Source organism: Paraburkholderia aromaticivorans (assembly GCF_012689525.1).
GTDB lineage: Bacteria > Pseudomonadota > Gammaproteobacteria > Burkholderiales > Burkholderiaceae > Paraburkholderia > Paraburkholderia aromaticivorans_A.
Genome location: NZ_CP051516.1, coordinates 2,988,810 through 3,011,454 on the forward strand (window position 1 = coordinate 2,988,810; position 22,645 = coordinate 3,011,454).

Consider the following 22,645-nt stretch of genomic DNA (forward strand, 5'->3'; position numbering starts at 1 on the left):
TTAGTTCAGTTGCGCGTGCAGCAGCGTCACGATGCGCTGCGCGTCCGACGAATTGTCAACCTGCCCATTCGCCGTCAGCACCGCCACCTGCGTCACCGTGTCGCCCTTCGAGCGCACGTTGACGAGGAATTCCTGACCCGGTTTCTTCGACGAATTGCCGCTGTAGAACAACTTGCCAAGCAGCCCTTCTTTTTTGAGCTCCTGCATCGAGTCCGCGTAGCGCACGTAGTAGATGCCCTTCGCACGATCGCGGTTGTCGACGGTGAAGTTGGTGCGGTCGAGCGCGAGGCCCACGCGCAGCCATGCGCGGTCGAACGACTCCTGCAGGTCGAGCGTGGATGCGCCCGCGCTCTGGTCGAGCGTGGTCGGCGCGACCGCTGTATGCGCGTCGGTCAGCAATTGCTTCGATTGCGCTTCGGTCAGGCCGAACTTCTGCATCAGCTTGGTGAGGAACAGCGCCTCGAGCGCCGGATCGCGCGGGCGCTCTTCCCAACGCGACGACGTCTTGTCCTGCCCCGTCAGCACTTCTTCCATGGCGCTGTGCGTGATGGAGATATCGGTCGTGTCGCCCGGCGCACGCGATACGAGCGTGCGGAAGCTGTCACGCGTGCCCGACGAATACGCAAAGTCGATGACCTTGCCGACCGTGCGGCGGAACCAGTCGTCCGGAATGTTGGCGCGGTTTTCAGCCCAGTCGGTCGTCATGATGCCGGTGGCCGGCGCGTCGGTCTTCAGCGCGAAGCCGTTTTCCTGCCAGAACTCCTGCAACTGCGGCCAGAGTTGTTCCGGCGAACGGCCGTCGACGACCAGCCAGCGGCGATCGCCGTCACGTTCGATATGCATGCCGAGCGGGTCCTGCGCGTTCGGCTGGCCTTCGGTCGCATTGCCGGCGGCCGTCACCGCGCGCGTCTGCGCACCGCCCAACGCCAGATTGGCCGGCGGTGCGACGTAGCGCTCGTCGGTCTTGGTGGTGCTCAGATCACCCGGAACGGCCAGCGGCGGCGCGCTACCCGCGCCTTTGTAGTTGACGCGGTCGGAAGCAAACCAGTCGTTCAGCGTGTCACAGCCGGCGAGCGTCGTGAGGGCAAGCGCCAGCGCCGCCATGCGGGTTGCGTGGAGGGAAAGTGCGGAACGTTTCATGAGGTCCTTCGTGATGCTGGAACGCGGTGCCTTGGTTCTGTGTGCCGGGAACGTGGGCTGGATCGACGTCGGTTAAGGGAGTGCCGGTGGGCTTTCGTTGGCGCTATGGGGTGCCGCGGACGATATCCGCCTATCCCAGCAGGCCCGCTTCGCGCAGCGCGCCGCGCACCACTTCGTGGTATTGCGCGTCGAGCGGCGTGAGCGGCAGGCGGATTCCGCCCTGCACACGACCCAGTTGCTGCAGTGCCCATTTGGCCGGAATCGGATTCGATTCGATGAACAGGTTCTTATGCAGCGACAGGAGTTTCAGATGAATCTCACGCGCGGTCTTGGCATCCGCAGCCAAGGCGGCCTTGCAGAGATCGCTCATCGCGCGCGGCGCGACGTTGGCGGTGACCGAAATATTGCCGTGGCCGCCGAGCAGCATCAGCGCGATCGCGGTGGGATCGTCGCCGCTGTAGATGCCGAAGTACGCCGGCGCGGACTTGATCAGATGCGCGGCGCGATCGATATTGCCGGTCGCTTCCTTCACGCCGATGATGCCCGGCACCTGCGCGCAGCGCAGAATGGTTTCGTTGCTCATGTCCGCAACGGTCCGGCCCGGCACGTTGTACAGAATCACCGGCAGATCGACGGTTTCGGCGATCTTCGCGAAGTGGCGGTAGATGCCTTCCTGCGTCGGCTTGTTGTAGTACGGCACGACCTGGAGCGTGGCGTCCGCGCCGACTTCCTTGGCCTGCTGGGTGAGTTCGATGGCTTCGGTCGTGGAATTGCCGCCCGAGCCCGCGATCACCGGAATCCGGCCCGCCGTGTGCTCGACCGCGGTCTTGACCATCAGCACGTGTTCTTCGACCGACAGCGTGGCGGACTCGCCGCTCGTGCCGACCACGACGAGAGCGTTCGTGCCCTCCGCGACGTGCCAGTCGATCAGTTTGCGAAACGCCGGCAGATCGAGGCTGCCGTCTTCGAGCATCGGGGTGATGATGGCAGGAATGCTGCCGCGAATCTGAACGCTGTCGTTGCTGCCGAGCTTGCTGCTTTGGTTGCCGTTAGTCATGAAACGCCATGAATTTGATCAGGTAAACCGCGATTGTAGCGGATTAGCCAGCCAACTCGTAACAAGGCGGAGATGCCGCCTGCGCGGGGTCGTCTGAGCGCTCCGCCTCCAGAATTGCGCAGATCCGCTGGACGTAGGCCGGACGCGGCTGCGCGAGAAAACCGTCCTGAAAAGCGACCACCCGGAGCTGGCCGCGCACGCGGTCGAGAAGCTCGCCGGGCGCCAGCAGAAACGCCGGATTAGAGGGTTTGCCGACGCTTTCGTTTCCTTGCGCGAAGGTCTCGTAAACCAGTATGCCGCCAGGCGCGAGCGCGCGCAAAAGCTGCGGAAAGAGCGGCCGGTGCAGGTAGTTCGTCACCACGACGGCGGCGAATTTCGCGTCGGCGGGCAACGGCCACGCGGCGCCTTCGAGGTCGGCTTCGAGCGGGGTGACGAGCGGCTCGCCGCGCAGCGCGTCGAGCGCCGCCGCATCGCGGTCGATGGCGGTCACCGGATGCCCCAGCGACGCGAAGAAACGCGCATGCCGCCCCGCTCCGGACGCGACATCGAGCACCGCGCCGCCCGCCGCGACCAGATGCGCCCAATCGCGCACCCAGGGCGACGGCTCGCCCAGTCCATGCATGGCGGTAGGGGGAGTCTTCAACACTTCGGCGCGACTCGTCAGTTGTACGAGAGTCCCATGGCTTCGCGTACCTCGCGCATCGTTTCCGTGGCGAATCTGCGGGCCTTGTCGCACCCGTCGGCGACGATCGCGCGCAACAGCGACGGATCGTCCATGTACTTCTGCGCGCGCTCGAGCATGGGCTGCTGTTCACGCAGAATGCCTTCGATTACCGGCTGCTTGCACTCGAGGCAACCAATGCCCGCCGTCCGGCAGCCCTTCTGCGCCCACTCGTGGGTGGCTTCGTCCGTGTAGACCTGATGAAGCTGCCACACCGGGCACTTATCGGGATCGCCCGGATCGGTGCGGCGCACGCGAGCCGGATCGGTCGGCATGGTGCGGACTTTCTTCGTGATGGTCTCCGCGTCTTCGCGCAGGCCGATCGTGTTGCCGTACGACTTCGACATTTTCTGGCCGTCGAGACCCGGCATGCGCGACGCTTCGGTCAACATGGCTTGCGGCTCGACCAGAATGATCTTGCGCGAACCTTCGAGGTAGCCGAACAGACGCTCGCGGTCGTTCAGCGACAGGCTCTGCGATTCCTGCAGCATGGCGCGCGCCTGTTCGAGCGCTTCGTCGTCGCCTTCCTGCTGGTAGGCGTTGCGCAGTTCGTGATAGAGCTTGGCGCGCTTGCCGCCGAGTTTTTTCGCCGCGTCGCTGGCTTTCTCTTCGAAGCCCGGTTCGCGACCGTACAGGTAGTTGAAACGGCGCGCGATTTCACGCGTCATTTCGACGTGCGGCACCTGATCTTCACCGACCGGCACGAGCGAGCCGCGATACAGCAGAATGTCCGCCGCCATCAACACCGGATAGCCGAGGAAGCCGTAAGTGGACAGATCCTTGTCCTTCAGCTTCTCCTGCTGCTCCTTGTAGGTCGGCACGCGTTCGAGCCAGCCGAGCGGCGTGCTCATGCCGAGCAGCAGCGCCAGTTCGGCGTGCTCGGGCACCTTGCTCTGGATGAACAGCGTGGCCTGCGCCGGATCGATGCCGGAGGCCAGCCAGTCGGTCAACACGTCCCAGACGTTCTTTTCGATCACTTCGGGCGTTTCGTAGTGCGTCGTCAGCGCGTGCCAGTCGACCACACAAAAGAAACACGGGTACTCGGACTGCAGCCGCACCCAGTTTTTCAGCACGCCGTGATAGTGGCCTAGGTGCAACGACCCGGTGGGCCGCATGCCGGAGAAGATACGGTCTGGGAACATGGTTATCTAGAAAAGCGAAACAAGGGGAGTCAGAATGGCGGTGATCGCGCTGTAGCCGATCGTGACCAGCGGGTTCAACCAGTATCGCGTCAGCGTGCCCGTCATGACCAGCGCCATCACGATGAAAAACCCGTACGGTTCGAGGCGCGACAGCGTGATGGACTGCCGCGGCGGCAACAGCGCCATCAGCACACGGCCGCCGTCGAGCGGCGGCAGCGGAAACAGGTTGAGCACACCGAGCACGAGATTCACGCCGACGCCCGCGCCCGCCATGCGCGTGAAGAACGGCTCGTCCACGTTCATCACCGCGAGCGCGACACCGAACAGACCCCAGATCACCGCCTGCACGAAGTTGCAGGCCGGACCCGCCGCTGCGACCCACAGACTGCCCCAGCGCGGATTGCGCAGGTTGCCGAAGGCGACCGGCACCGGCTTGGCGTAGCCGAACATGAACGCACCGCTGGTGGCGAAGTACAGCAGCAAGGGAATCGCGATCGTGCCGAGCGGATCGATGTGCCGCATCGGATTGACGGAGACGCGGCCGAGCACGTAGGCGGTATTGTCGCCGAGCCAGCGCGCGACGTAGCCATGGGCGGCTTCGTGCAGCGTGATGGCGAAAATCACCGGCAGCGCGTACACCGCAATGGTCTGTATCAGGGAAGAATCCATAGCTCGTTATTGTAACAACGCGATTGCGTGCGTCTGTCCGCTTTCACTCATGCCGTCTCTTCGAGACCGAATGGCGCGAGAGAACCGCGCCCCGGCCGCACCAGCACCGGCTCCGCGCCGGTCAGATCGATCACCGTGGACGGCTCGCATACGCACGGACCGCTGTCGATCACCAGATCCAGCTGTTTCTCCAGCCGCGTGCGGATTTCTTCCGGGTCGTTCAACGGCTGGGTTTCGCCCGGCATGATCAGCGTCGAGCCGAGCAGAGGCTGGCCGAGCTCTTCGAGAATCGCCAACGTGATCGCGTGATCCGGCACGCGCAGGCCGATGGTCTTGCGCGACGGGTGCGACAGGCGCCGCGGCACTTCCTTGGTGGCTTGCAGGACGAACACGTACGGACCCGGCGTCACCGATTTGATCAGCCGGTACTGGCGGTTGTCCACCATCGCGAAATTGGAGAGCTCCGACAGGTCGCGCACCAGCAGCGACAGCAATTGCTTCTCGTCGAGTCCGCGAATGCGCCGCAGACGCTCGACCGCGTCCTTGTCGTCCAGGTGACAGGCGAGCGCGTAGCTCGAGTCCGTCGGCAACGCGACCACGCCGCCGTCGTTGATGATCTGTACGGCCTGCTTGACGAGGCGCGGCTGCGGGTTATCAGGATGAAGCCGAAAGTATTGGGACATGGCGACTAACGTTGGCTCACGAATGCAAAGCGGATGGACGGCAAATCGAGCTGCAACTGAAGTCCGGCCGGAAGATCAGACGAAAGCACGCGCTGCGGCCGGCCGGCTCTCGCGATTGACGTGCCGCGACGGCACGGCGCGGTCACAGCCAGCGTTCCCAGACGGGCTTCAGATCGGCGGGCAGCGGCGGCAGCGTGCCGAGATCGACGCGGCCTTCGCCGGGCGCGTGGAAGTCGGACCCGCGCGACGCCTCGAAACCGAAACGGCGCGCGACATCGGCGTATTCGCGGTACTGATCTGGCGTGTGGCTGCCCGTCACCACCTCGATCGCCTTGCCGCCGAGATCGATGAATTCGGCGAAAAACGCGTCGAATTCGACCGGCGAATAAACATAGCGACCCGGATGCGCAATGATCGCTTCGCCGCCGGCGGCCTGGATCCAGCCGACCGCGTCGGCCAGTTTGGCCCAGCGGTGGGGCACGTAGCCCGGTTTGCCGTCGCCGAGATAGCGGGTGAACACGTCTTGCGTGGAACTGGCGTAGCCGCTTTCCACCATGAAACGCGCGAAATGCGTGCGCGAAATCATGTCCGGGTTCGACACGTATCTGAGCGCACCCTGATAGGCGTCGGGAATGCCAAGCGTAGCCAGTTGTTCGGCGATCGCCTCCGCCCTCGCGGCGCGGCCGCTCCGCGTGCGCGCGAGACCGTCGATCAGGATCGAACTGGTCGGATCGATGCCCAGCCCGACGATGTGCACCGTTCGCGAAGCCCACGTCACCGAAATTTCGACGCCGCTCAGATAGTCCATGCCGAGCGCCTCGGCGGTGCTTCTCGCTTCGTGCTGGCCGCCCAGTTCATCGTGATCGGTAAGCGCCCACAGCGTCACGCCGCCCGCATGCGCGCGGCGCGCGACGTCGGCCGGCGCGAACTGGCCGTCGGAAACGGTGGAGTGACAGTGGAGGTCGGCGTTCATCATCGTCTTGAAAAGGTTCTATGCTCATTTTACTGCAACGCAGTAAGCGGACGCAGAGCTATCTCACAACGGACGCCCCGAAGTGACCGCCCCGGGGAACCCTCGAACTTCTCGAAACCGCTACGCGCAGAATCCCTCGATCAGCGCGGCCACCTGCTCCGGCTGGTCGTGATGCACCATGTGCCCCGCTCCGTCGATGATCTTCTCGCGCCAGTCCGGGAACGCCTGAAAACGCGCCTTGAATTCGTCGAGCGGGATCTCGCCGGCGATCTGCGCGAGCGTCGGCGAATTGGCGGCCTCCACGTGGAGCACCTTCGCGCTCACCTTGCGCCACGTCGCCATCACTTCGTCGAGACGGTATAGCGCCGGGCCGCGCAGCTTGTGCGCGGGATCGGCGAGCAGCATGAAGCGCCCTTCGCCGTCCGGCTTCGACCAATGCTGCGCGAGAAACTGCGCGCGCTGCGGGTCGAGCCGCGGATTGGTCTTGATCAGGCGCGCGGCGACGTCGTCGAGCGATGCGTAGCGCTTCAATTGCGGCGGATCGCGCAATTCGTCGAGCCAGTTGCGCAAGCGTCTGGGCGCTTGCGCCGAGTGCGACGGCGCAAGACCGAAACCTTCCAGATCGACCACCCGCCGCACCCGCTCCGGCCGCACGCCCGCATACACGCAGGCGATGTTCGCGCCCATGCTGTGGCCGACCAGATTCACTTCGCCGGTCGGCGCGTAGTGGTCGAGCAAAGCGTCGAGATCGGCCAGATAGTCCTGAATCCAGTAGTTGCCGCCGCCGTGCTCGGCCACCGGCCAGTCCGACAGGCCGAAACCGCGCATATCCGGCGCCAGCATCTGCCAGTCGCCCCCCAGCGCATCGACGACGAACTGGAACGACGCGGCCACGTCCATCCAGCCGTGCAGCATGAAGAGGATCGGCGCATCCGGATTGCCCCAACGCCGCACATGCAGGCGGACGCCGCGCACGGCGACGAATTCAGACAGGGAAGTGTTCATGAACGGCATGTCCAAAAAAGAATGGTCGTTCGATTATAACGAGATAGCCCGCCGATGCGCGGTGCCGGATGGCGAAGGAGTCTCAGTCGCTGGCGGACGGCGGCGCCGCTTCCTGCGCATCGAGGCCCGCTACGGCGGCCAGCTCGGCCAGTTCAGCTTCGTCGAAACCGGCGTCGCGGCGCGCCTCGAAATTGAACGGACCGCGTAATTTCGGTGCGTGATACTGGTCGGCGAGGCGTGTGTAACTATCGTGAGGGTCGAGGCCGCCGACGTCGCACAGATGGCGGAACCAGCGATTGCCGATCAGCACGTGGCCGATTTCGTCGCGCAGGATCACGTCGAGAATCGCCGCCGACGCCTGATCGCCGGCCTGCAGCAGGCGCGCGCGGATCGGCGGCGAGGCGTCGAGGCCACGGGCTTCGAGCGTGCGCGGCACCAGCGCCATGCGCGCCAGCACGTCGCCACGCGTGCGCTCGCACATGTCCCACAGTCCGTCGTGGGCCGGAAAATCGCCGTAGACGTGGCCATACTCCGCGAGGCGCGCGGTCAGCAACGAGAAGTGGTAGGCCTCTTCGGCCGCGACCTTGAGCCAGTCGGTGTAGAACGCGGCGGGCATGCCGGCGAAGCGCCAGACCGCGTCGAGCGCGAGGTTGATGGCGTTGAATTCGATGTGCGCGAGCGCGTGCAGCAGGACCGCGCGACCGTGCGGCGCCTGCATGCTGCGTCGCTTTAAACCGCGCGGATCAACCAGTTCGGGGCGCGCGGGACGGCCCGGCAGGCCGGCCGGTTCGTCGAGTTTGAGCTGCGCGGCGCATGCCATGCGGCCTTCGAGCACGGCGGCGTAAACCGCACGGGCTGTGGCGGCCTTGGCGGCGGGATCGGCTTCGCACAATGCGGCGAGGGCTGCGGTGCGCGCGCAAGGGGTTTTGAGCGCGGCTTCAGTGCCCGGTGAATCAGGCGAAACGGTCGGTGCGGTCGGTGCGGTCGGTGCGGCGGACATCATGGCAAGCGGATCGACGAGGAAACAGCAAAGGAAGCCAAAAACGGCATGGCCAAGGAAATGACAAAATTCGCGGCAACCGACGCTTCAGCATGCGGCCATCCAGGCGCGGCCGCGCCGCCATTGCGTGAACGTCAACTCGAACAGCCGAGCGGCCAGACAGTCAGGACACGCCCCGCGCCGCATCGGCGCGGACCTCGGCCTGAGCCGCGAAGCGAGCACCGTGTGGCGGGACCAAGCGTCCCAACCACACAACCGTTTACAATACTCGATTCGACCATCCAACGCGCCCAACGCGCTGGCGAGGCCGGACAGCCCGGCGCGGCAAACCGTTTCGGGCAGTTCGGCGCCCTGTCCGGCGTACGTAGCGACCGATCAAGAGGAGACACCGTGACCATTTACAAGCTTGGCGAAGCCGCCCCGACCATCCATGAAAGCGTCTTCGTCGCGGATTCGGCGAGCATCATCGGCAACGTGACGCTCGGGGAGAACGCCAGCGTCTGGTTCGGCGCGACGATTCGCGGCGACAACGAGCCGATCACCATCGGCGCCGGCAGCAACGTGCAGGAAAACGCCGTGCTGCACACCGACCCCGGTTTTCCGTTGACGATCGAGCCCAACGTGACGGTCGGCCATCAGGTCATGCTGCACGGCTGCACGATCAAGGAAGGTTCGCTGATCGGAATTCAGGCGGTGGTCTTGAATGGAGCGGTAATCGGCCGCAACTGTCTGGTCGGAGCGGGCGCCGTCGTCACCGAGGGCAAGGTATTTCCCGACAATTCGCTGATTCTCGGCGCGCCCGCCAAGGTCGTGCGCGAACTCACCGAGACGGATATCGCCAACATGCAGCGCGGCGCGGCAACGTATGCCGAGCGCCGCGAATATTACAAGGCGCAGCTCGTGCGCATCGGCTAACCAGCCGGGGCGCGCGGCGCGCACGGCGCGGCATCACGCTGCGTCATTTGACCGAGGAAAAGTTGTGAGCGACCAGTTGCAAAAATTCATGTTCAGCGCGGCGCCGGTGCGCGGCGAGATCGTTTCCCTGCGCAATACGTGGCAGGAAGTGCTGACGCGCCGCGACTATCCGGCGCCGGTGCGGACGGTTCTGGGCGAAATGATGGCGGCGTGCGCGCTGCTGTCGGCGAACCTCAAGTTCGACGGCACGCTCATCATGCAGATTTTCGGCGACGGCCCGGTCAAGATGCTGGTGGTGCAGTGCGGCTCCGATCTGTCGATGCGCGCGACCGCCAAGCTGTCCGGCGAAGCGGCCAACGTGATCGGCGAGACGACCAGCATGGTCGACCTGTTGAACGCGAGCGGCCACGGCCGCTGTGTGATCACGCTCGACCCGGCCAGCAAGCAGCCCGGGCAGCAGCCGTATCAAAGTATCGTGCCGTTGTCGGGCGTGGACGGCCCGCTCAACTCGATGGCCGAAGTGCTCGAGCATTACATGCACCACTCGGAGCAGCTCGACACGCGTCTGTGGCTCGCGGCGAACACCGAGCGCGCGGTCGGTATGCTGCTGCAAAAATTGCCGGGCGACGGCGGCATCGTTCCCCATCCGGGCGATCTGGACGCGGATACATGGGAGCGCGTCTGCACGCTGGGCGGCACGATGTCGCAAGACGAGCTGCTGAAGGAAGAACCGGAAACGATCTTCCGGCGCCTCTTCTGGCAGGAAAACGTCCAGCATTTCGAACCGGCCACGGCACGCTTCGAGTGCACGTGTTCGCGCGAGAAAGTCGGCGGCATGCTGAAGATGCTGGGCCGCGAAGAAGTCGACGGCGTGCTCGAAGAGCGCGGCCATGTGGAGATTCATTGCGAGTTCTGCAACCAGCGCTATGAGTTCGATCCGGTCGACGTGGCGCAACTTTTTGTCGCCGAGGCGCTCTCACAAGGTGTGACGCCCGCGGCTGATCAGCGGCACTAAACGGCTCGCCGGCGCGCGGATTCCATACGCGCCGAACGGCGGTCAATCACACCTGTATGACGGCAGTAGAAATACCGCGCCGCCCGCTGCCTTTTCAGGTCCCGGGCGGCGCAGTATCTTTGATCATTGCGTTGAATCATTGGCGGTGCGCGCGGCGCATGATTTGCTTAGGCATCCGACCGATGGAGATCGAACATGAACTACCCTACTTCGTTGATACCGCTGCTGCGCCGTGCGCGCACGGTCGCTGTGCTGGCTGTCGTCGTCGGCAGTGGCGCGCTGGCGGGCTGCATGATGGATCCGCCGGGCCCGTCGCCGATATATAGCCGGCTGCCCGCCGATCAATCGGGCGTGGCCGCCACCGCCCAACCGCTGACGCCTGAAGAACGCCAGCGCTATGACGCGATCGACCACCAGGTGATGGCCGAGCAGAATCAGGCGATTGCGGCCGACAACGCGACGCAGGCGTGGTCGCGTTACTACACGCCGCCGGTCACCGTATACGGCAGCTATTACGGCGGTGGCTGGGGACACGGCTGGGGTACGGGTGTCGGCGTCGGCTACGGGCCGTATTGGGGCTGGTGAGCGGCGGCAGGCTCGCGCACGCCGCAAAAATTTTTCGCGCGGCGCGTCGGCGGCGAGCCCAAAGAAAAAGGCACGGTTCTCACCGTGCCTTTTTTGCATCCGTCGTACTGAACCGTTGTCGTGCTACGGCGACGCTCAGTGCGCAGGCTTCTTGTCTTTCGCAACAGCCGCTTTACCGCCATGCTTGCGATCCGGCCTCGCGCGCGACTCCGGATTCGGCACCACATGCAGCGGCGCCGCCGACATCTCACCCCGTGTGGAGGTCGTGACCGAAGGCGTGTTCGCCGTCGGCAGCGGCGCGTTCGGCGACACGAACTGCACGAACACTTCGGCGTCCTTCACCATGCCCATTTCATAACGCGCCCGCTCTTCGACAGCGGCCGTGCCGTTCTGCAAGTCCTGCACTTCGCCTTGAATGCGTTCGTTGCGCAGTTTCGAATCGGCATTCTTTTGCACTTGCTGCGCCAGTTGCTGCTGCAACTCGTGCACGCGCAACCAACCGCCGTGCCCCCACCAGAGCGGGTACTGGATCAACGCCAGTAGAACGATCAGGACAGCAGTGACAAGCCGCATGAAGTAAGCACAATAAATACACGCCGCCCTGCGCTATACGCAGGGCGGCGGGGTCAATCAGAAACGAAGGATAACCGGCTCATCGGTCAGCGCCAGCAAACCAGCCATTAGCGCAGATTGTAGAACGCCGACTTGCCCGGGTAGCTGGCGATATCACCGAGGTCTTCTTCGATGCGCAGCAACTGGTTGTACTTCGAGATGCGGTCCGAACGCGACAGCGAACCCGTCTTGATCTGACCGGCATTCAGGCCGACCGCGATATCCGCGATCGTCGAATCTTCGGTTTCACCCGAACGGTGCGAGATCACGGCCGTGTAGCCGGCGCGCTTGGCCATTTCGATCGCCGCGAAGGTTTCCGTCAGCGTGCCGATCTGGTTGATCTTGATCAGGATCGAGTTGGCGACGCCCTTCTCGATGCCTTCCTTCAGGATGCGCGTGTTGGTGACGAACAGGTCGTCGCCCACCAGTTGCACTTTCTTGCCGAGCTTGTCGGTCAGCGTCTTCCAGCCGGCCCAGTCGCTTTCGTGCATGCCGTCTTCGATCGAAACGATCGGGAACTTGTCGGCGAGCGCGGCCAAGTAGTCCGCGAATTCCGTCGACGACAGTTGCAGGCCTTCGCCGGCCAACTGGTACTTGCCGTCGTGGTAGAACTCGCTGGCTGCGCAGTCGAGTGCGAGCAGCACGTCTTCACCCGCGCGGTAGCCTGCTTTCTCGATGGCTTGCAGGATGGTCGACAGGCATTCGTCGTTGCTGCCGAAGTTCGGCGCGAAGCCACCTTCGTCGCCAACGGCCGTGCTCATGCCGCGGTCCGAGAGGATTTTCTTCAGCGCGTGGAACACTTCGGCGCCGCAGCGCAGTGCTTCGCGGAAGGTCGGCTGGCTGACCGGCACGATCATGAATTCCTGGATGTCCAGGCTGTTATTGGCGTGCGCGCCGCCGTTGACGATGTTCATCATCGGCACCGGCAGTTGCATCGCGCCCGAGCCGCCGAAGTAGCGGTACAGCGGCAGGCCGGCTTCTTCAGCGGCAGCCTTCGCGACGGCCATCGAGACAGCCAGCATCGCGTTCGCGCCGAGGCGCGACTTGTTGTCGGTGCCGTCGAGTTCCAGCAGGGTCTTGTCGAGGAAAGCCTGTTCGGAAGCGTCGAGGCCCATGATCGCTTCGGAGATTTCGGTGTTGATGTGCTCGACAGCCTTCAGCACGCCCTTGCCGCCGTAACGGCCGGCTTCGCCATCGCGCAGTTCGATCGCTTCACGCGAACCGGTCGACGCGCCCGACGGCACCGCGGCGCGGCCCATCGTGCCCGACTCGAGCAGCACGTCGCATTCGACGGTGGGGTTGCCTCGCGAATCGAGAATCTCTCGACCGATGATATCTACGATAGCACTCATGGTTTCCTCAAGAAATGACGTTGAATTCTTTACTGTGACACTGTATCTGGCGCCTGCCGATCCGGAGTTAGCGCTTCAGCGCTTACTCCGTCCCATGCAGAGCACCGGTCTCCCCGGCAAACTACATGCGCGCCGATACGTTCGACGACCATCGCGTGCATTCGCCGCGTGCCACGATTATGCGTAACGCTCGTGACACGCGGTGACTGCCTGAATCAGTTGAAATCGCTTTCGAGGAACGGCGCGCGCTTGACGGCCTGATCGAGCGTAACCAGCGTCTCGAGCAGATCGGCCATGCGATGCAGCGGCACGGCGTTCGGACCGTCCGACTTGGCTTCAGCCGGATTCGGGTGAGTCTCCATGAAGAGCCCCGACACGCCCACCGCCACCGCGGCACGCGCCAGCACCGGCACGAATTCACGCTGGCCGCCGGAACTCTTGCCCTGCCCGCCCGGCAACTGCACCGAGTGGGTGGCGTCGAACACGACCGGCGCGTTGGTTTCGCGCATGATCGCGAGCGAACGCATGTCCGACACGAGGTTGTTATAACCGAACGACACGCCACGTTCGCACGCCATGAAGCGGTCTTCCGACAGACCCGCTTCACGCGCGGCATCGCGCGCCTTGTCGATCACGTTCTTCATGTCGCCCGGTGCGAGAAACTGGCCTTTCTTGATGTTGACCGGTTTGCCCGAACGCGCGCAAGCGTGAATGAAGTCCGTTTGACGGCACAGGAAAGCCGGCGTTTGCAACACGTCGACCACCGAGGCGACCTGCTCGATCTCGTGCTCGGCGTGAACGTCGGTCAGCACCGGCAGACCGAGCTGGCGCTTCACTTCCGACAGAATCCGCAAACCCTCGTCCATGCCCAGACCGCGGAACGACTTGCCGCTGCTGCGGTTAGCCTTGTCGTACGACGATTTGTAGATGAACGGAATGTTCAGCTTCGCGCAGATTTCCTTCAGCCGGCCGGCTGTGTCGATCGTCATCTGTTCGGATTCGACGACACAGGTGCCCGCGATCAGGAAAAACGGCTTGTCGAGCCCGATTTCGAAATCGCCCAGTTTCATGCTTTCTCCCCAACTTCGGCCGCCGTGCGCGACTGCTCATGCGCAAGCGCCGCTTCGACGAACGACATGAACAGCGGATGGCCGTCACGCGGCGTGGACGTGAATTCCGGGTGGAACTGCACGCCGACGAACCACGGGTGCATGCTGCGCGGCAACTCCATCATTTCCGGCAGATCTTCACTCGGAGTACGGGCGCTGATGATAAGGCCGCTGGCTTCGAGTTGGGGCACGAAGCGGTTATTGACTTCATAACGGTGGCGATGACGTTCGTTCACGTCCTTGCCATAAATCTCTTCGGCCATGGTGCCGGGCTTGATCGGGCAACGTTGCGAACCAAGGCGCATCGTGCCGCCCAGATCCGATTCTTCCGTGCGCTTCTCGACACGGCCTTCGCGGTCGTACCACTCGGTGATCAGCGCGACCACGCGGTTCGGCGTTTCCTGATCGAACTCGGTGCTGTTCGCGTCTTTCAGACCGACCACGTCGCGAGCGAATTCGATCACGGCGAGTTGCATGCCGAGGCAGATGCCGAGATACGGCACCTTCGCTTCGCGTGCATAGCGGATCGCGGCGATCTTGCCTTCGGTACCGCGACGGCCGAAGCCGCCCGGCACGAGCACGGCGTCCAGATGCTTGAGACTCTCGACGCCTTGCGCCTCGACCTCTTCCGAATCGATGTATTCGATGTTGACCTTGGTCGACGTATGCATCGACGCATGGCGCAGCGCTTCGATCAGCGACTTGTACGACTCGGTCAGATCGACATACTTGCCGACCATGCCGATCGTGACTTCGTGCTTCGGATGCTCCAGCTTTTCGACGAGATCGGACCACATGGACAGATCCGCGGCCTTCGGCGCGAGCTTGAGCTCTTCGCAGATGATCGCGTCCAGACCCTGATCGTGCAGCATCTGCGGAATCTTGTAGATGCTGTCCGCGTCCCACACGGAGATCACGGCGTCTTCCGGCACGTTCGAGAACATGGAGATCTTGGCGCGCTCGTCGTCCGGAATGCGACGGTCGGCGCGGCACAGCAGCACGTGCGGCGAAATACCGATTTCGCGCAGCTTCTGCACGCTGTGCTGCGTGGGCTTGGTCTTCAGTTCGCCGGCCGTGGCGACCCAGGGCACCAGCGTGAGGTGCACGAAGCACGCGCTGTTGCGGCCCATGCGCAGGCTCATCTGACGCGCTGCTTCAAGGAACGGCAGCGATTCGATGTCGCCCACGGTGCCGCCCACTTCGACGATGGCGACGTCCGGCTCACCACACGTCGCGGAAGCCGCGCCGCGTTCGATGAACGCCTGGATTTCATTCGTGATGTGCGGGATGACCTGCACCGTCTTGCCGAGATAATCGCCGCGGCGTTCCTTGCGGATCACCGATTCGTAAATCTGGCCCGTGGTGAAGTTATTGGCCTTGCGCATCTTCGTGCTGATGAAGCGCTCATAGTGGCCGAGGTCGAGGTCAGTCTCCGCTCCGTCTTCCGTCACGAACACTTCGCCGTGTTGAAACGGGCTCATCGTGCCGGGGTCGACATTGATGTAGGGATCGAGCTTGAGGAGGGTGACTTTAAGACCGCGCGATTCGAGGATCGCGGCGAGGGAAGCGGCGGCAATACCCTTGCCGAGGGAAGATACTACGCCGCCGGTGACGAAAACATATTTGGTCATCGCTGGATGCTCGCGGGAAAAACGGATTATACCGTAAAGCAGGGCCCCAACCCCAGCAAAATCCTGGCGACATCCACACGTGCGTGCGCCGCGGCGGCGGCCGTTGCCGCGCGTGGATCATGCACCGTTTCTTGCGGCGCGTGCCGGCGCGGCGCGCTATGGTCGGCGTCGCGGCGCGTGGCCGATGCTGCCGCCGTCGCCGCCCGCGCTCACGTCCGCGCGTGCGCTCATGTCAGCCCCGCTGCTCCAGTTCATGCAGCATGCTTTGCACCGCGCGTGCGGTTTCGACCGGTTTTTCCATTGGGTAGAGATGACTGCCCTCGATCCATTCCACATGGCCGCCGGTCGTGCGGCGGGTGGCGTCCAGACCGGCCTGGCGGATTTCCTTCGAACGCGTGCCGGCGATGAAGCCCACCGGCACCGGCGCGCCCCGGGCGAGCCGCGACCCGAGCGTGTGCGGCAAGGTCTTATAGATCTGATATTCGGTACGACGGTCGAAGGCCAGCGACCGCGAGCCGTCGGGCGAAGTCTGCGGAATGCCGAAGTCGATGTAGTCGGACAGCATGCGCTCGTCCCAGCGCGCGAACGCCGGCTTCGAATGGAAATGCCGCCACGCTTCGTCGCGGCTCGTCCACTGGGTTCGTCGCGTGCGGGTGGCGGCTGCGGGCGAGAGCCGCTCGTCGAGGCCGGTCCATTGCGACACGCGCAGCATGCTGCTGCGCCAGCCGGCGATCACCGGCGAATCGAGCATCACCACGCCCCTCACCCATTGCGGCTTCTTGAGCGCGGCCATCAGCGACAGATAGCCGCCGAGCGAATGTCCCACCAGCCACACCGGGTACTCGTACGTCCTGCGGATGTCGTCGAGCAACTGTTCGACCAGATGCGGCCAGTCCTGCGTCACCGGAAAGCGCGCGTCGTGGCCGATCCGCTCGATGGAGCGCAGTTCGTAGTCGTCGGCGAGCTCGGCGAAGATCGTGCGGTAGGTCGATGCCGGAAAGCCGTTCGCGTGCGAGAAGTGAATGATGTTTTTCAACTGCGGCTCTCTCCGTTTCTGTTTTGCGTGCGGGTTGTGGCGCGCACCTGCGTGCAGTCGCCACGCCGGGCGCGCGCTTCTTCTATTTGTGCGGCCGGCGATTCGCCAATTAGCCGGTCAGCGATCCATCCAGTAGCGGCGCTGCGTGTCGCGATAGCGCTCGAGCGTGACCATGGCGCTGTTGCTGTTGGCGGAGTGATTTATCTCGCGACCCGGGTTCACCTCGACCCGCACCGCACCGTCCGCATCGCTGCGCCCGAGCTCGATCTGCCGCGCCTTGTAGCGCTCGAACACCCCCGCATTCGGATGATGAAAACGGTTGCGATAGCCTACCTGAAATAGCGCGATGAGCGGATCGATAGAGTCGAGGAAGGGCTCGGTCGACGAAGTCTTGCTGCCGTGATGCGGCACGACCAGCACCTGCGCGCGCAACGCACCGCGATCGCGCGCGAGCAGAACGCGTTCGACGGGCGCCTCGATGTCCGCCGTCAGCAAGGCCGTCATGCGCGGCGGTTCTGTTTGACTAGGGCTGAGCGACGGGTGTGCGGCGGCGGGCAAAGCGCTGACCCGCAGCACGCAGCAATGCGCGTTCGGCTTGCCTTGCAGCGGGCCGGCGTCCGGCCAGAGCATCGCGAACTCGACGCCGTCCCACTGCCAGCGCTGGCCCGCCGCGCACGGCAGCGTGTCGGCGCCGCGTTGCCTCGCGTTCGACCACAGCGCATTCGACGGCGCCAATGCCGCCACCATTTGATGCACCTCGATTGCGTCCAGCACGGCGGGCGCGCCGCCCGAATGATCGGAGTCGGCGTGGCTGACGATCAACGTATCGAGCGCCGTCACGCCATGCGCCTGTAGAAACGGCACGACCACCCGCTCGCCCGCGTGAGTCGACTCCGGGCCCGGCCCGGTATCGAACAGCAAAGTGTGATGCGCCGTTTCGACCAGCACCGAGGTGCCCTGACCGACGTCCAGCGCCGTCAGACGGAAACTGCCGTGCGGCGGCCCGGACGGTGCGGGTATCAGGAGCGGCAGCCACGTCAGCGGCGCGGCCCAGCGCAGCGGCCAGCCGCGCGGCGCCAGACACCAGAGCACGCCCACTGCCGCCGCGGCCAGCGTCCACGCGTCCGGTTGCGGCAGACGCCAGAGCGCCCAGGCGGGACCGGATAGCATCTGCAAACCCGCTGCCAGCAGTTCGAGCAAGGCGTGTGCGACATGCCATGCATAGGCGTCGAACGGCGCGGGCAACGCGACGCCGGCCAGCACGGCCGGCGTGACCAGCAGGCTCACCCACGGAATCGCGAAGGCATTCGCGAGCGGGCCGATCAGCGGAATCTGCGCGAACCAGTAGACGGTCAGCGGCGCGAGCGCGACTGTCACGGCGAACTGAACCTGCGCGGCGCTGCGCAGCCGCTCGCCGGCATCGCGGATGCGGCGGCGCAAGACGAAACCCAGTCTCGACAAACGGCTCGCTGCCTCGCCGCCCTCGCCTGTTTCGTCGCAGTGCTGTGCATGATCCTGCACATGCGGCCGTCCCGACATGGCGAACAAAATCGCCGCCACGGCGCAGAACGACAACCAGAATCCCGCCGACACGACCGCCCACGGATCAACCATCAGCACGAGCCCCAGGGCCCACGCGAGCACCGCCGAGCGCGCCACATTGCGCCCGCTGATAAACGCGAGCGCGACGACCCCCGCCATCCACAGCGCGCGCTGCGCCGGCACATTGAAGCCGGCCAACGCGGCGTGCAGCGTGGCGAACAGCGCGCCGCCCGTCACCGCGACGACTTGTGCCGGCAGCCGCAACGGCCAGTTGCGGCCGATCCATCCGGAGCGCCGCCACAACGCGCCCGCAAGCCAACCCGCGAGGCCCGCGACGAAACCGATGTGCAGCCCCGAAATCGCCACCAGATGACTCGTGCCCGTGCCGCGCATGAGCAGCCAGTCCGCGGCGCTGACTTCGTCCTGCGCGCCGATGGCAAGCGCCACGACGATCCCGCGATGCGGCGCGGCGGCGAGCACTGCGTCGATCCGCTCGCGTAACGCGGCGCGCCAGCGGTCCACCGTCACGCCGACGCCGCTCGCCATGCCCGGCAATCGCACCGCATGAGCCGGCGCGCTCACATAGCCGGTGGCGCGCACGTTGCGCGCGAGCAGAGTCGCCTCGGCATCGCGCACGCCGAAATTGGCATTGCCATGCGGGCGTTTGAGCCGCACGGTCAGCCGCCAGCGCGAGCCTGGTTCGAGCGAAGGCGGCGGCGCATCTTCGGCGATCCACGAGAGCTGGATTACGCGCGGGAAGGCGGTGATGGGCGCTTCGGCCGCTTCGACATTGAATAGAAAACGCGCGCCATTTTCATCGCGTGACGGCAAGCCTTTGATACTACCGACGACCTCGATATCGCGCCCTTCCCACTCGTTGGGCAAGCTCACCGCGAGGCGCACGTCCGCGCGCAAGGCTGCGTAGCCGAAGCCCGCGCACATTGCTGCGCACCACACGGCGCTCCAGCCCACGAAGGAGCGCACGCGCCGGCTGAAGCGGATGCAGTGCAAGAGCGAAGTGAGGGTCGCCGCACACGCGTGCTGCCAATCCCCGGGCGCCACCGTTGGCCTTGTCGCGGCTGCAACTCTCGGCACAGTTCCCGCCGCAGTCCCAGCCTCAGCGTCACGCTCCGCTATAGCCGCAGTTCCACCTGCATTCGTAGCTCCGGCCTCAGTCGAAACCGTAGCCACGCGGGCCATCGCATGATCCGCACCGACCGCCGCGCGGCTATCCTCGCCCAAACCCCACACCGCCACGACAACCGCAGCGCACGCAACCAACACCAACCCGCACAGCGCCATCCAATCCGGCAACACCGCCTGCCGTTGCAGCCCGATCACGCCCAACGCAAATCCACACCACCATGCCCGCATCCGCCCTCCGCCAGCAATCGCCGGACGACGGAACACTCGACGCACAGGCGTCAGCGAGCCCGCCAGGCGTGGGTCTCGCCCGGCGCGAACCACTCAAACCATCGAGTTCAATTATGCAGAGGAAAGTGCCAGCCGCGGCAGCGCGGCGAGCGCGTTAGCCGTTGTGCCTAGGGCGGCTTCGTCGGCGGCCATGCCGCGTAGTTGCGCGAGGCCCGCGCCGATCGCCGGAATCTGCTCCGGCGTGTTGCGCTGTTTGTAGATCCACGAAGGCGCGATGTCCGGCGCATCGGTTTCGACGACCAGCGCGTCGAACGGCAACTGCTCGGCGAGACGGCGGATTTGCCGCGCGCGCTCGAAAGTCAGATTGCCGCCGAAGCCGAGATGCATGCCCTGGTCGATATACGCCTGAGCCTGCTGAAAACTGCCGTTGAAGGCATGCGCGATGCCGCGATGAATCTGATGCCGCCGCAGTCCCTTGATCACCTGATCCTGCGATTTGCGGACATGGCAGATCACCGGCAAATCGAATTCGCGCGCGAGCTGCAACTGGCCGTTGTAGAAGAATTGCTGGCGCGCATCGTCGAGACCGTCGACGAAATAATCGAGTCCGATCTCGCCGATACCGACGAACAGCGGGTCGTCCAGACTCGCCTCGATTTCCATGCGCAACAGATCGAGATCGCTGTCTTGCGCGCCCGGCGTGAACAACGGATGAATACCGAGCGCATACGCGCCGCCGTCGATCCGCTGCGCCAGTTCACGCACCGCCGCGAAATTCTGCCGGCCGATCGCCGGAATCACGATTCGCCCCACGCCCGCGCGGCGCGCCGCCGACGCAACTTCCGCGCGGTCGGCGTCGAATTCCGACGCGTCGAGATGACAGTGCGTATCGATCCACATCACGGACCTCGTTAACGGCGCGGCATCTACGCCGAATGGCTGGTCATTTAAACCGGCACCGGCGGCTCTTCGTGAAGCACGCCGTCGCGCAGCCGCATGATGCGGTCGCAACGTCCCGCGAGTTCGGGATCGTGCGTGACGATCACGAAGCTCGTGTCGAGCGTTTGCGACAGTTCGAGCATCAGGTTGAACACGGTGTCGGCGGTGCCGCCGTCGAGATTGCCGGTCGGTTCGTCGGCCAGCACGCAGGCGGGCTTCGTCACCAGCGCGCGCGCGATCGCGACGCGCTGACGCTCGCCGCCCGACAACTCGCCCGGACGATGCTTCGCGCGATGCCCCATGCCGACGCGCTCCAGCACCGCGAGCGCTTCGCGGCGCGACGCTTCGGTCGTCATGCGGCGAATCCGCAGCGGCATCGCGACGTTATCGAGCGCGGTGAACTCCGGCAGCAGATGGTGAAACTGATACACGAAACCCAGCGCGCGATTGCGCAGGTCGTTGCGTTCGCGCTCGGAGAGCTTGGTGAAGGGCTTGCCCATCACCGAGACATGGCCGGCGCTCGGATCGTCGAGGCCGCCGAGTACGTGCAGCAGCGTGCTCTTGCCGGAACCCGACGCGCCGACGATCGCCAGCTTCTCGCCGCGCCGCACGCTCAGTTGCGCGTCGTTAAGCACCGTCACGTTCAGACCGCCCTGCACGAACGACTTGGAAATGCCGGTTGCTTCCAGCACGTAGGGATGCGGCACGGTGTCGGAAGAAGCCATGGATAGGTTAGCGGAACGGTCATTCATAGCGCAGTGCCTCCGCGGGGCGGACTTTCGCACCACGCCAGCTCGGGTACAACGTGGCCAGCGCCGACATCACGAAGGCGATGATGCCGATCCGCGCGACGTCGGCCGGAACCAGTTCAGACGGCAATTCGCTGATGAAATACACCGACGGCGGCAGGAACTGCACGCCGAGCAGATGCTCGATCATCGGCACGAGCCACGGAATGCTCCACGCGATCAGACAGCCGAGCGCGACGCCGGTGGCGGTGCCGATAAAGCCGATCGTCACGCCCTGCACCACGAAAATTTTCATGATCGAACCGGGCTGCGCACCGAGCGTGCGCAGAATCGCGATGTCCGCCTGTTTGTTGGTCACCGTCATGACGAGCGACGACACCAGATTGAACGCCGCCACCGCGATGATCAGCGTGAGGATGATGAACATCATGCGTTTTTCGATCTGCACCGCCGAGAACCAGGTCTTGTTCTGCTGCGTCCAGTCGCGGATGTATAAATCGCCAGACAGGCTACGTGCGAGCTGATGCGCGACTTCCGGCGCGCGCTGCATGTCGGTCAGACGCAGCCGCACGCCGGTCGGCGCTGGCAGCCGGAACAGCGCCTCCGCGTCCTTGATGTTGATCAGCGCGAGGGTGCTGTCGTATTCGTAGTGTCCCGACTCGAAGATGCCCACCACCGTGAACTGTTTCAGCCGCGGCAGCATGCCGGCGGGCGTGATGGTGCCTTCGGGCGCGACCAGCGTGATCTTGTCGTCGACCTGCACGCCGAGATTGGTGGCGAGGTCGGCGCCCAGCACGATGCCGAAGTCGCCCGGCTTCAGCGCGTTCAGACTGCCGCCTTTCATCTCCTTACCGATATCAGACACCTCCGGCTCCAGCGACGGCTCGACGCCGCGCAGCGCCACCCCACTCACCGCGTCCTGGCGCGTGAGCAGCGCCTGCGCTTCGACATACGGCGCCGCGCCGATCACTTCCTTGTTCTGGCGGGCTTCCTTGGCGGTCAGCTCCCAGTTGGGCATCGAGCCGGTCGGCGAAAAGATTTCGACGTGCGCGAGCACCGACAGCATGCGGTCGCGCACCTCTTTCTGAAAACCGTTCATCACGGACAGCACGACGATCAGCGCCGCGACGCCGAGCGCGATGCCCGACATCGACACGAGCGCGATGAAGGAAATGAAGCCGTTACCGGTCGTGCGTTTGCCGGCGCGGGTGTAACGCCAGCCAATCTGCCATTCGTAGGGAAATTTCAAGCGAATCCTTTTCTGCGTTCTTCGGCTTTGTGCCGCGCACGAAGGCGTGAAGCGCCTTTCGTGCGGCCCGAGCGTCGTGATCATTGGTGTCGTTGCGACGCGGATGGTTCCGGTACGGCGCGCCGTTGCATAGCAATGCGCGCGCCA

The 22,645-nt window shown here is 64.6% G+C and carries 21 protein-coding genes; 3 read left to right on the forward strand and 18 right to left on the reverse strand.

Annotated features, from left to right (window positions below; genetic code table 11):
* The 9 genes from bamC to HF916_RS41670 all read right to left on the reverse strand — a co-directional run bounded on the left by bamC (position 1) and on the right by HF916_RS41670 (position 8,393).
* Entirely contained in the window at positions 1-1,140 is a 1,140-nt protein-coding gene (gene bamC, locus HF916_RS41630) for an outer membrane protein assembly factor BamC (RefSeq protein WP_168794498.1), read from the reverse strand.
* A 130-nt stretch (positions 1,141-1,270) separates the two neighbouring features.
* Complete coding sequence (dapA, locus tag HF916_RS41635) at positions 1,271-2,197, reverse strand: 4-hydroxy-tetrahydrodipicolinate synthase (protein WP_168794499.1); 927 nt, start codon at positions 2,195-2,197, stop codon at positions 1,271-1,273.
* 43 nt (positions 2,198-2,240) lie between these two features.
* On the reverse strand, positions 2,241-2,840 hold the full coding sequence (locus tag HF916_RS41640) for a class I SAM-dependent methyltransferase (protein WP_206002068.1): 600 nt from the start codon (positions 2,838-2,840) through the stop codon (positions 2,241-2,243).
* A gap of 17 nt (positions 2,841-2,857) precedes the next feature.
* Complete coding sequence (locus HF916_RS41645; protein ID WP_168794500.1) at positions 2,858-4,060, reverse strand: tryptophan--tRNA ligase; 1,203 nt, start codon at positions 4,058-4,060, stop codon at positions 2,858-2,860.
* A gap of 6 nt (positions 4,061-4,066) precedes the next feature.
* A complete protein-coding gene (locus HF916_RS41650) occupies positions 4,067-4,729 on the reverse strand; it encodes a site-2 protease family protein (RefSeq protein WP_106279477.1) in 663 nt (220 codons plus the stop codon).
* 47 nt (positions 4,730-4,776) lie between these two features.
* Positions 4,777-5,412 (reverse strand): L-threonylcarbamoyladenylate synthase, encoded by a 636-nt coding sequence (locus HF916_RS41655; protein ID WP_168794501.1) that lies wholly within the window; start codon positions 5,410-5,412, stop codon positions 4,777-4,779.
* 142 nt (positions 5,413-5,554) lie between these two features.
* Entirely contained in the window at positions 5,555-6,385 is an 831-nt protein-coding gene (locus HF916_RS41660) for a 3',5'-nucleoside bisphosphate phosphatase (RefSeq protein ID WP_168794502.1), read from the reverse strand.
* A gap of 120 nt (positions 6,386-6,505) precedes the next feature.
* Positions 6,506-7,390, reverse strand: a complete 885-nt coding sequence (locus HF916_RS41665) for an alpha/beta fold hydrolase (protein WP_168794503.1) — start codon at positions 7,388-7,390, stop codon at positions 6,506-6,508.
* Positions 7,391-7,472: 82 nt separating this feature from the next.
* Entirely contained in the window at positions 7,473-8,393 is a 921-nt protein-coding gene (locus tag HF916_RS41670) for a ferritin-like domain-containing protein (RefSeq protein ID WP_168794504.1), read from the reverse strand.
* A gap of 387 nt (positions 8,394-8,780) precedes the next feature.
* Between HF916_RS41670 and HF916_RS41675 the strand changes: the two genes are divergently transcribed.
* From HF916_RS41675 to HF916_RS41685, 3 genes are all read left to right on the forward strand, one after another.
* Positions 8,781-9,305, forward strand: coding sequence for a gamma carbonic anhydrase family protein (locus tag HF916_RS41675; RefSeq protein ID WP_168794505.1), 525 nt, complete (start codon positions 8,781-8,783; stop codon positions 9,303-9,305).
* Positions 9,306-9,369: 64 nt separating this feature from the next.
* A complete protein-coding gene (hslO, locus tag HF916_RS41680; protein WP_168794506.1) occupies positions 9,370-10,320 on the forward strand; it encodes an Hsp33 family molecular chaperone HslO in 951 nt (316 codons plus the stop codon).
* 195 nt (positions 10,321-10,515) lie between these two features.
* Positions 10,516-10,905: a hypothetical protein gene (locus tag HF916_RS41685; protein ID WP_168794507.1), complete on the forward strand. Its 390-nt coding sequence runs from the start codon at positions 10,516-10,518 to the stop codon at positions 10,903-10,905.
* Between the two features lie 135 nt (positions 10,906-11,040).
* Here the strand turns inward: HF916_RS41685 and ftsB are convergent, their stop codons facing one another.
* The 9 genes from ftsB to HF916_RS41730 all read right to left on the reverse strand — a co-directional run bounded on the left by ftsB (position 11,041) and on the right by HF916_RS41730 (position 22,498).
* On the reverse strand, positions 11,041-11,478 hold the full coding sequence (gene ftsB, locus HF916_RS41690) for a cell division protein FtsB (RefSeq protein WP_168794508.1): 438 nt from the start codon (positions 11,476-11,478) through the stop codon (positions 11,041-11,043).
* Between the two features lie 107 nt (positions 11,479-11,585).
* Positions 11,586-12,869, reverse strand: a complete 1,284-nt coding sequence (gene eno, locus HF916_RS41695; protein WP_168794509.1) for a phosphopyruvate hydratase — start codon at positions 12,867-12,869, stop codon at positions 11,586-11,588.
* 215 nt (positions 12,870-13,084) lie between these two features.
* The gene (gene kdsA / locus HF916_RS41700) at positions 13,085-13,939 is read right to left on the reverse strand and encodes a 3-deoxy-8-phosphooctulonate synthase (RefSeq protein ID WP_168794510.1); all 855 of its coding nucleotides are present in this window, start codon (positions 13,937-13,939) and stop codon (positions 13,085-13,087) included.
* Positions 13,936-15,609, reverse strand: a complete 1,674-nt coding sequence (locus tag HF916_RS41705; RefSeq protein ID WP_168794511.1) for a CTP synthase — start codon at positions 15,607-15,609, stop codon at positions 13,936-13,938. Before HF916_RS41705 ends, kdsA begins: the two co-directional genes overlap by 4 nt.
* A gap of 232 nt (positions 15,610-15,841) precedes the next feature.
* Positions 15,842-16,645, reverse strand: a complete 804-nt coding sequence (locus HF916_RS41710) for an alpha/beta fold hydrolase (protein ID WP_168794512.1) — start codon at positions 16,643-16,645, stop codon at positions 15,842-15,844.
* Between the two features lie 117 nt (positions 16,646-16,762).
* The gene (locus tag HF916_RS41715; protein ID WP_168794513.1) at positions 16,763-19,561 is read right to left on the reverse strand and encodes a DNA internalization-related competence protein ComEC/Rec2; all 2,799 of its coding nucleotides are present in this window, start codon (positions 19,559-19,561) and stop codon (positions 16,763-16,765) included.
* Between the two features lie 111 nt (positions 19,562-19,672).
* Positions 19,673-20,461 (reverse strand): TatD family hydrolase, encoded by a 789-nt coding sequence (locus HF916_RS41720; protein ID WP_168794514.1) that lies wholly within the window; start codon positions 20,459-20,461, stop codon positions 19,673-19,675.
* A gap of 47 nt (positions 20,462-20,508) precedes the next feature.
* Positions 20,509-21,252, reverse strand: coding sequence for a lipoprotein-releasing ABC transporter ATP-binding protein LolD (lolD, locus tag HF916_RS41725; protein WP_168794515.1), 744 nt, complete (start codon positions 21,250-21,252; stop codon positions 20,509-20,511).
* Positions 21,245-22,498 carry a lipoprotein-releasing ABC transporter permease subunit gene (locus HF916_RS41730; protein WP_168794516.1) on the reverse strand — a complete coding sequence of 418 codons (1,254 nt, stop codon included), beginning with the start codon at positions 22,496-22,498 and terminating at the stop codon, positions 21,245-21,247. The genes lolD and HF916_RS41730 overlap by 8 nt, the downstream gene beginning before the upstream one ends.
* Positions 22,499-22,645 lie beyond the last annotated feature (147 nt).

What these genes read in the sequence shown, in the direction of transcription:
- HF916_RS41705 (WP_168794511.1), bottom strand. Translation starts at nt 15,609, where the DNA reads ATGACCAAATATGTTTTCGTCACCGGCGGCGTAGTATCTTCCCTCGGC.
- HF916_RS41655 (WP_168794501.1), bottom strand. Translation starts at nt 5,412, where the DNA reads ATGTCCCAATACTTTCGGCTTCATCCTGATAACCCGCAGCCGCGCCTC.
- eno (WP_168794509.1), bottom strand. Translation starts at nt 12,869, where the DNA reads ATGAGTGCTATCGTAGATATCATCGGTCGAGAGATTCTCGATTCGCGA.
- HF916_RS41720 (WP_168794514.1), bottom strand. Translation starts at nt 20,461, where the DNA reads ATGTGGATCGATACGCACTGTCATCTCGACGCGTCGGAATTCGACGCC.
- HF916_RS41650 (WP_106279477.1), bottom strand. Translation starts at nt 4,729, where the DNA reads ATGGATTCTTCCCTGATACAGACCATTGCGGTGTACGCGCTGCCGGTG.
- HF916_RS41645 (WP_168794500.1), bottom strand. Translation starts at nt 4,060, where the DNA reads ATGTTCCCAGACCGTATCTTCTCCGGCATGCGGCCCACCGGGTCGTTG.
- HF916_RS41670 (WP_168794504.1), bottom strand. Translation starts at nt 8,393, where the DNA reads ATGATGTCCGCCGCACCGACCGCACCGACCGCACCGACCGTTTCGCCT.
- ftsB (WP_168794508.1), bottom strand. Translation starts at nt 11,478, where the DNA reads ATGCGGCTTGTCACTGCTGTCCTGATCGTTCTACTGGCGTTGATCCAG.
- lolD (WP_168794515.1), bottom strand. Translation starts at nt 21,252, where the DNA reads ATGAATGACCGTTCCGCTAACCTATCCATGGCTTCTTCCGACACCGTG.
- HF916_RS41715 (WP_168794513.1), bottom strand. Translation starts at nt 19,561, where the DNA reads ATGCGGGCATGGTGGTGTGGATTTGCGTTGGGCGTGATCGGGCTGCAA.
- bamC (WP_168794498.1), bottom strand. Translation starts at nt 1,140, where the DNA reads ATGAAACGTTCCGCACTTTCCCTCCACGCAACCCGCATGGCGGCGCTG.
- kdsA (WP_168794510.1), bottom strand. Translation starts at nt 13,939, where the DNA reads ATGAAACTGGGCGATTTCGAAATCGGGCTCGACAAGCCGTTTTTCCTG.
- HF916_RS41685 (WP_168794507.1), top strand. Translation starts at nt 10,516, where the DNA reads ATGAACTACCCTACTTCGTTGATACCGCTGCTGCGCCGTGCGCGCACG.
- dapA (WP_168794499.1), bottom strand. Translation starts at nt 2,197, where the DNA reads ATGACTAACGGCAACCAAAGCAGCAAGCTCGGCAGCAACGACAGCGTT.
- HF916_RS41660 (WP_168794502.1), bottom strand. Translation starts at nt 6,385, where the DNA reads ATGAACGCCGACCTCCACTGTCACTCCACCGTTTCCGACGGCCAGTTC.
- HF916_RS41665 (WP_168794503.1), bottom strand. Translation starts at nt 7,390, where the DNA reads ATGAACACTTCCCTGTCTGAATTCGTCGCCGTGCGCGGCGTCCGCCTG.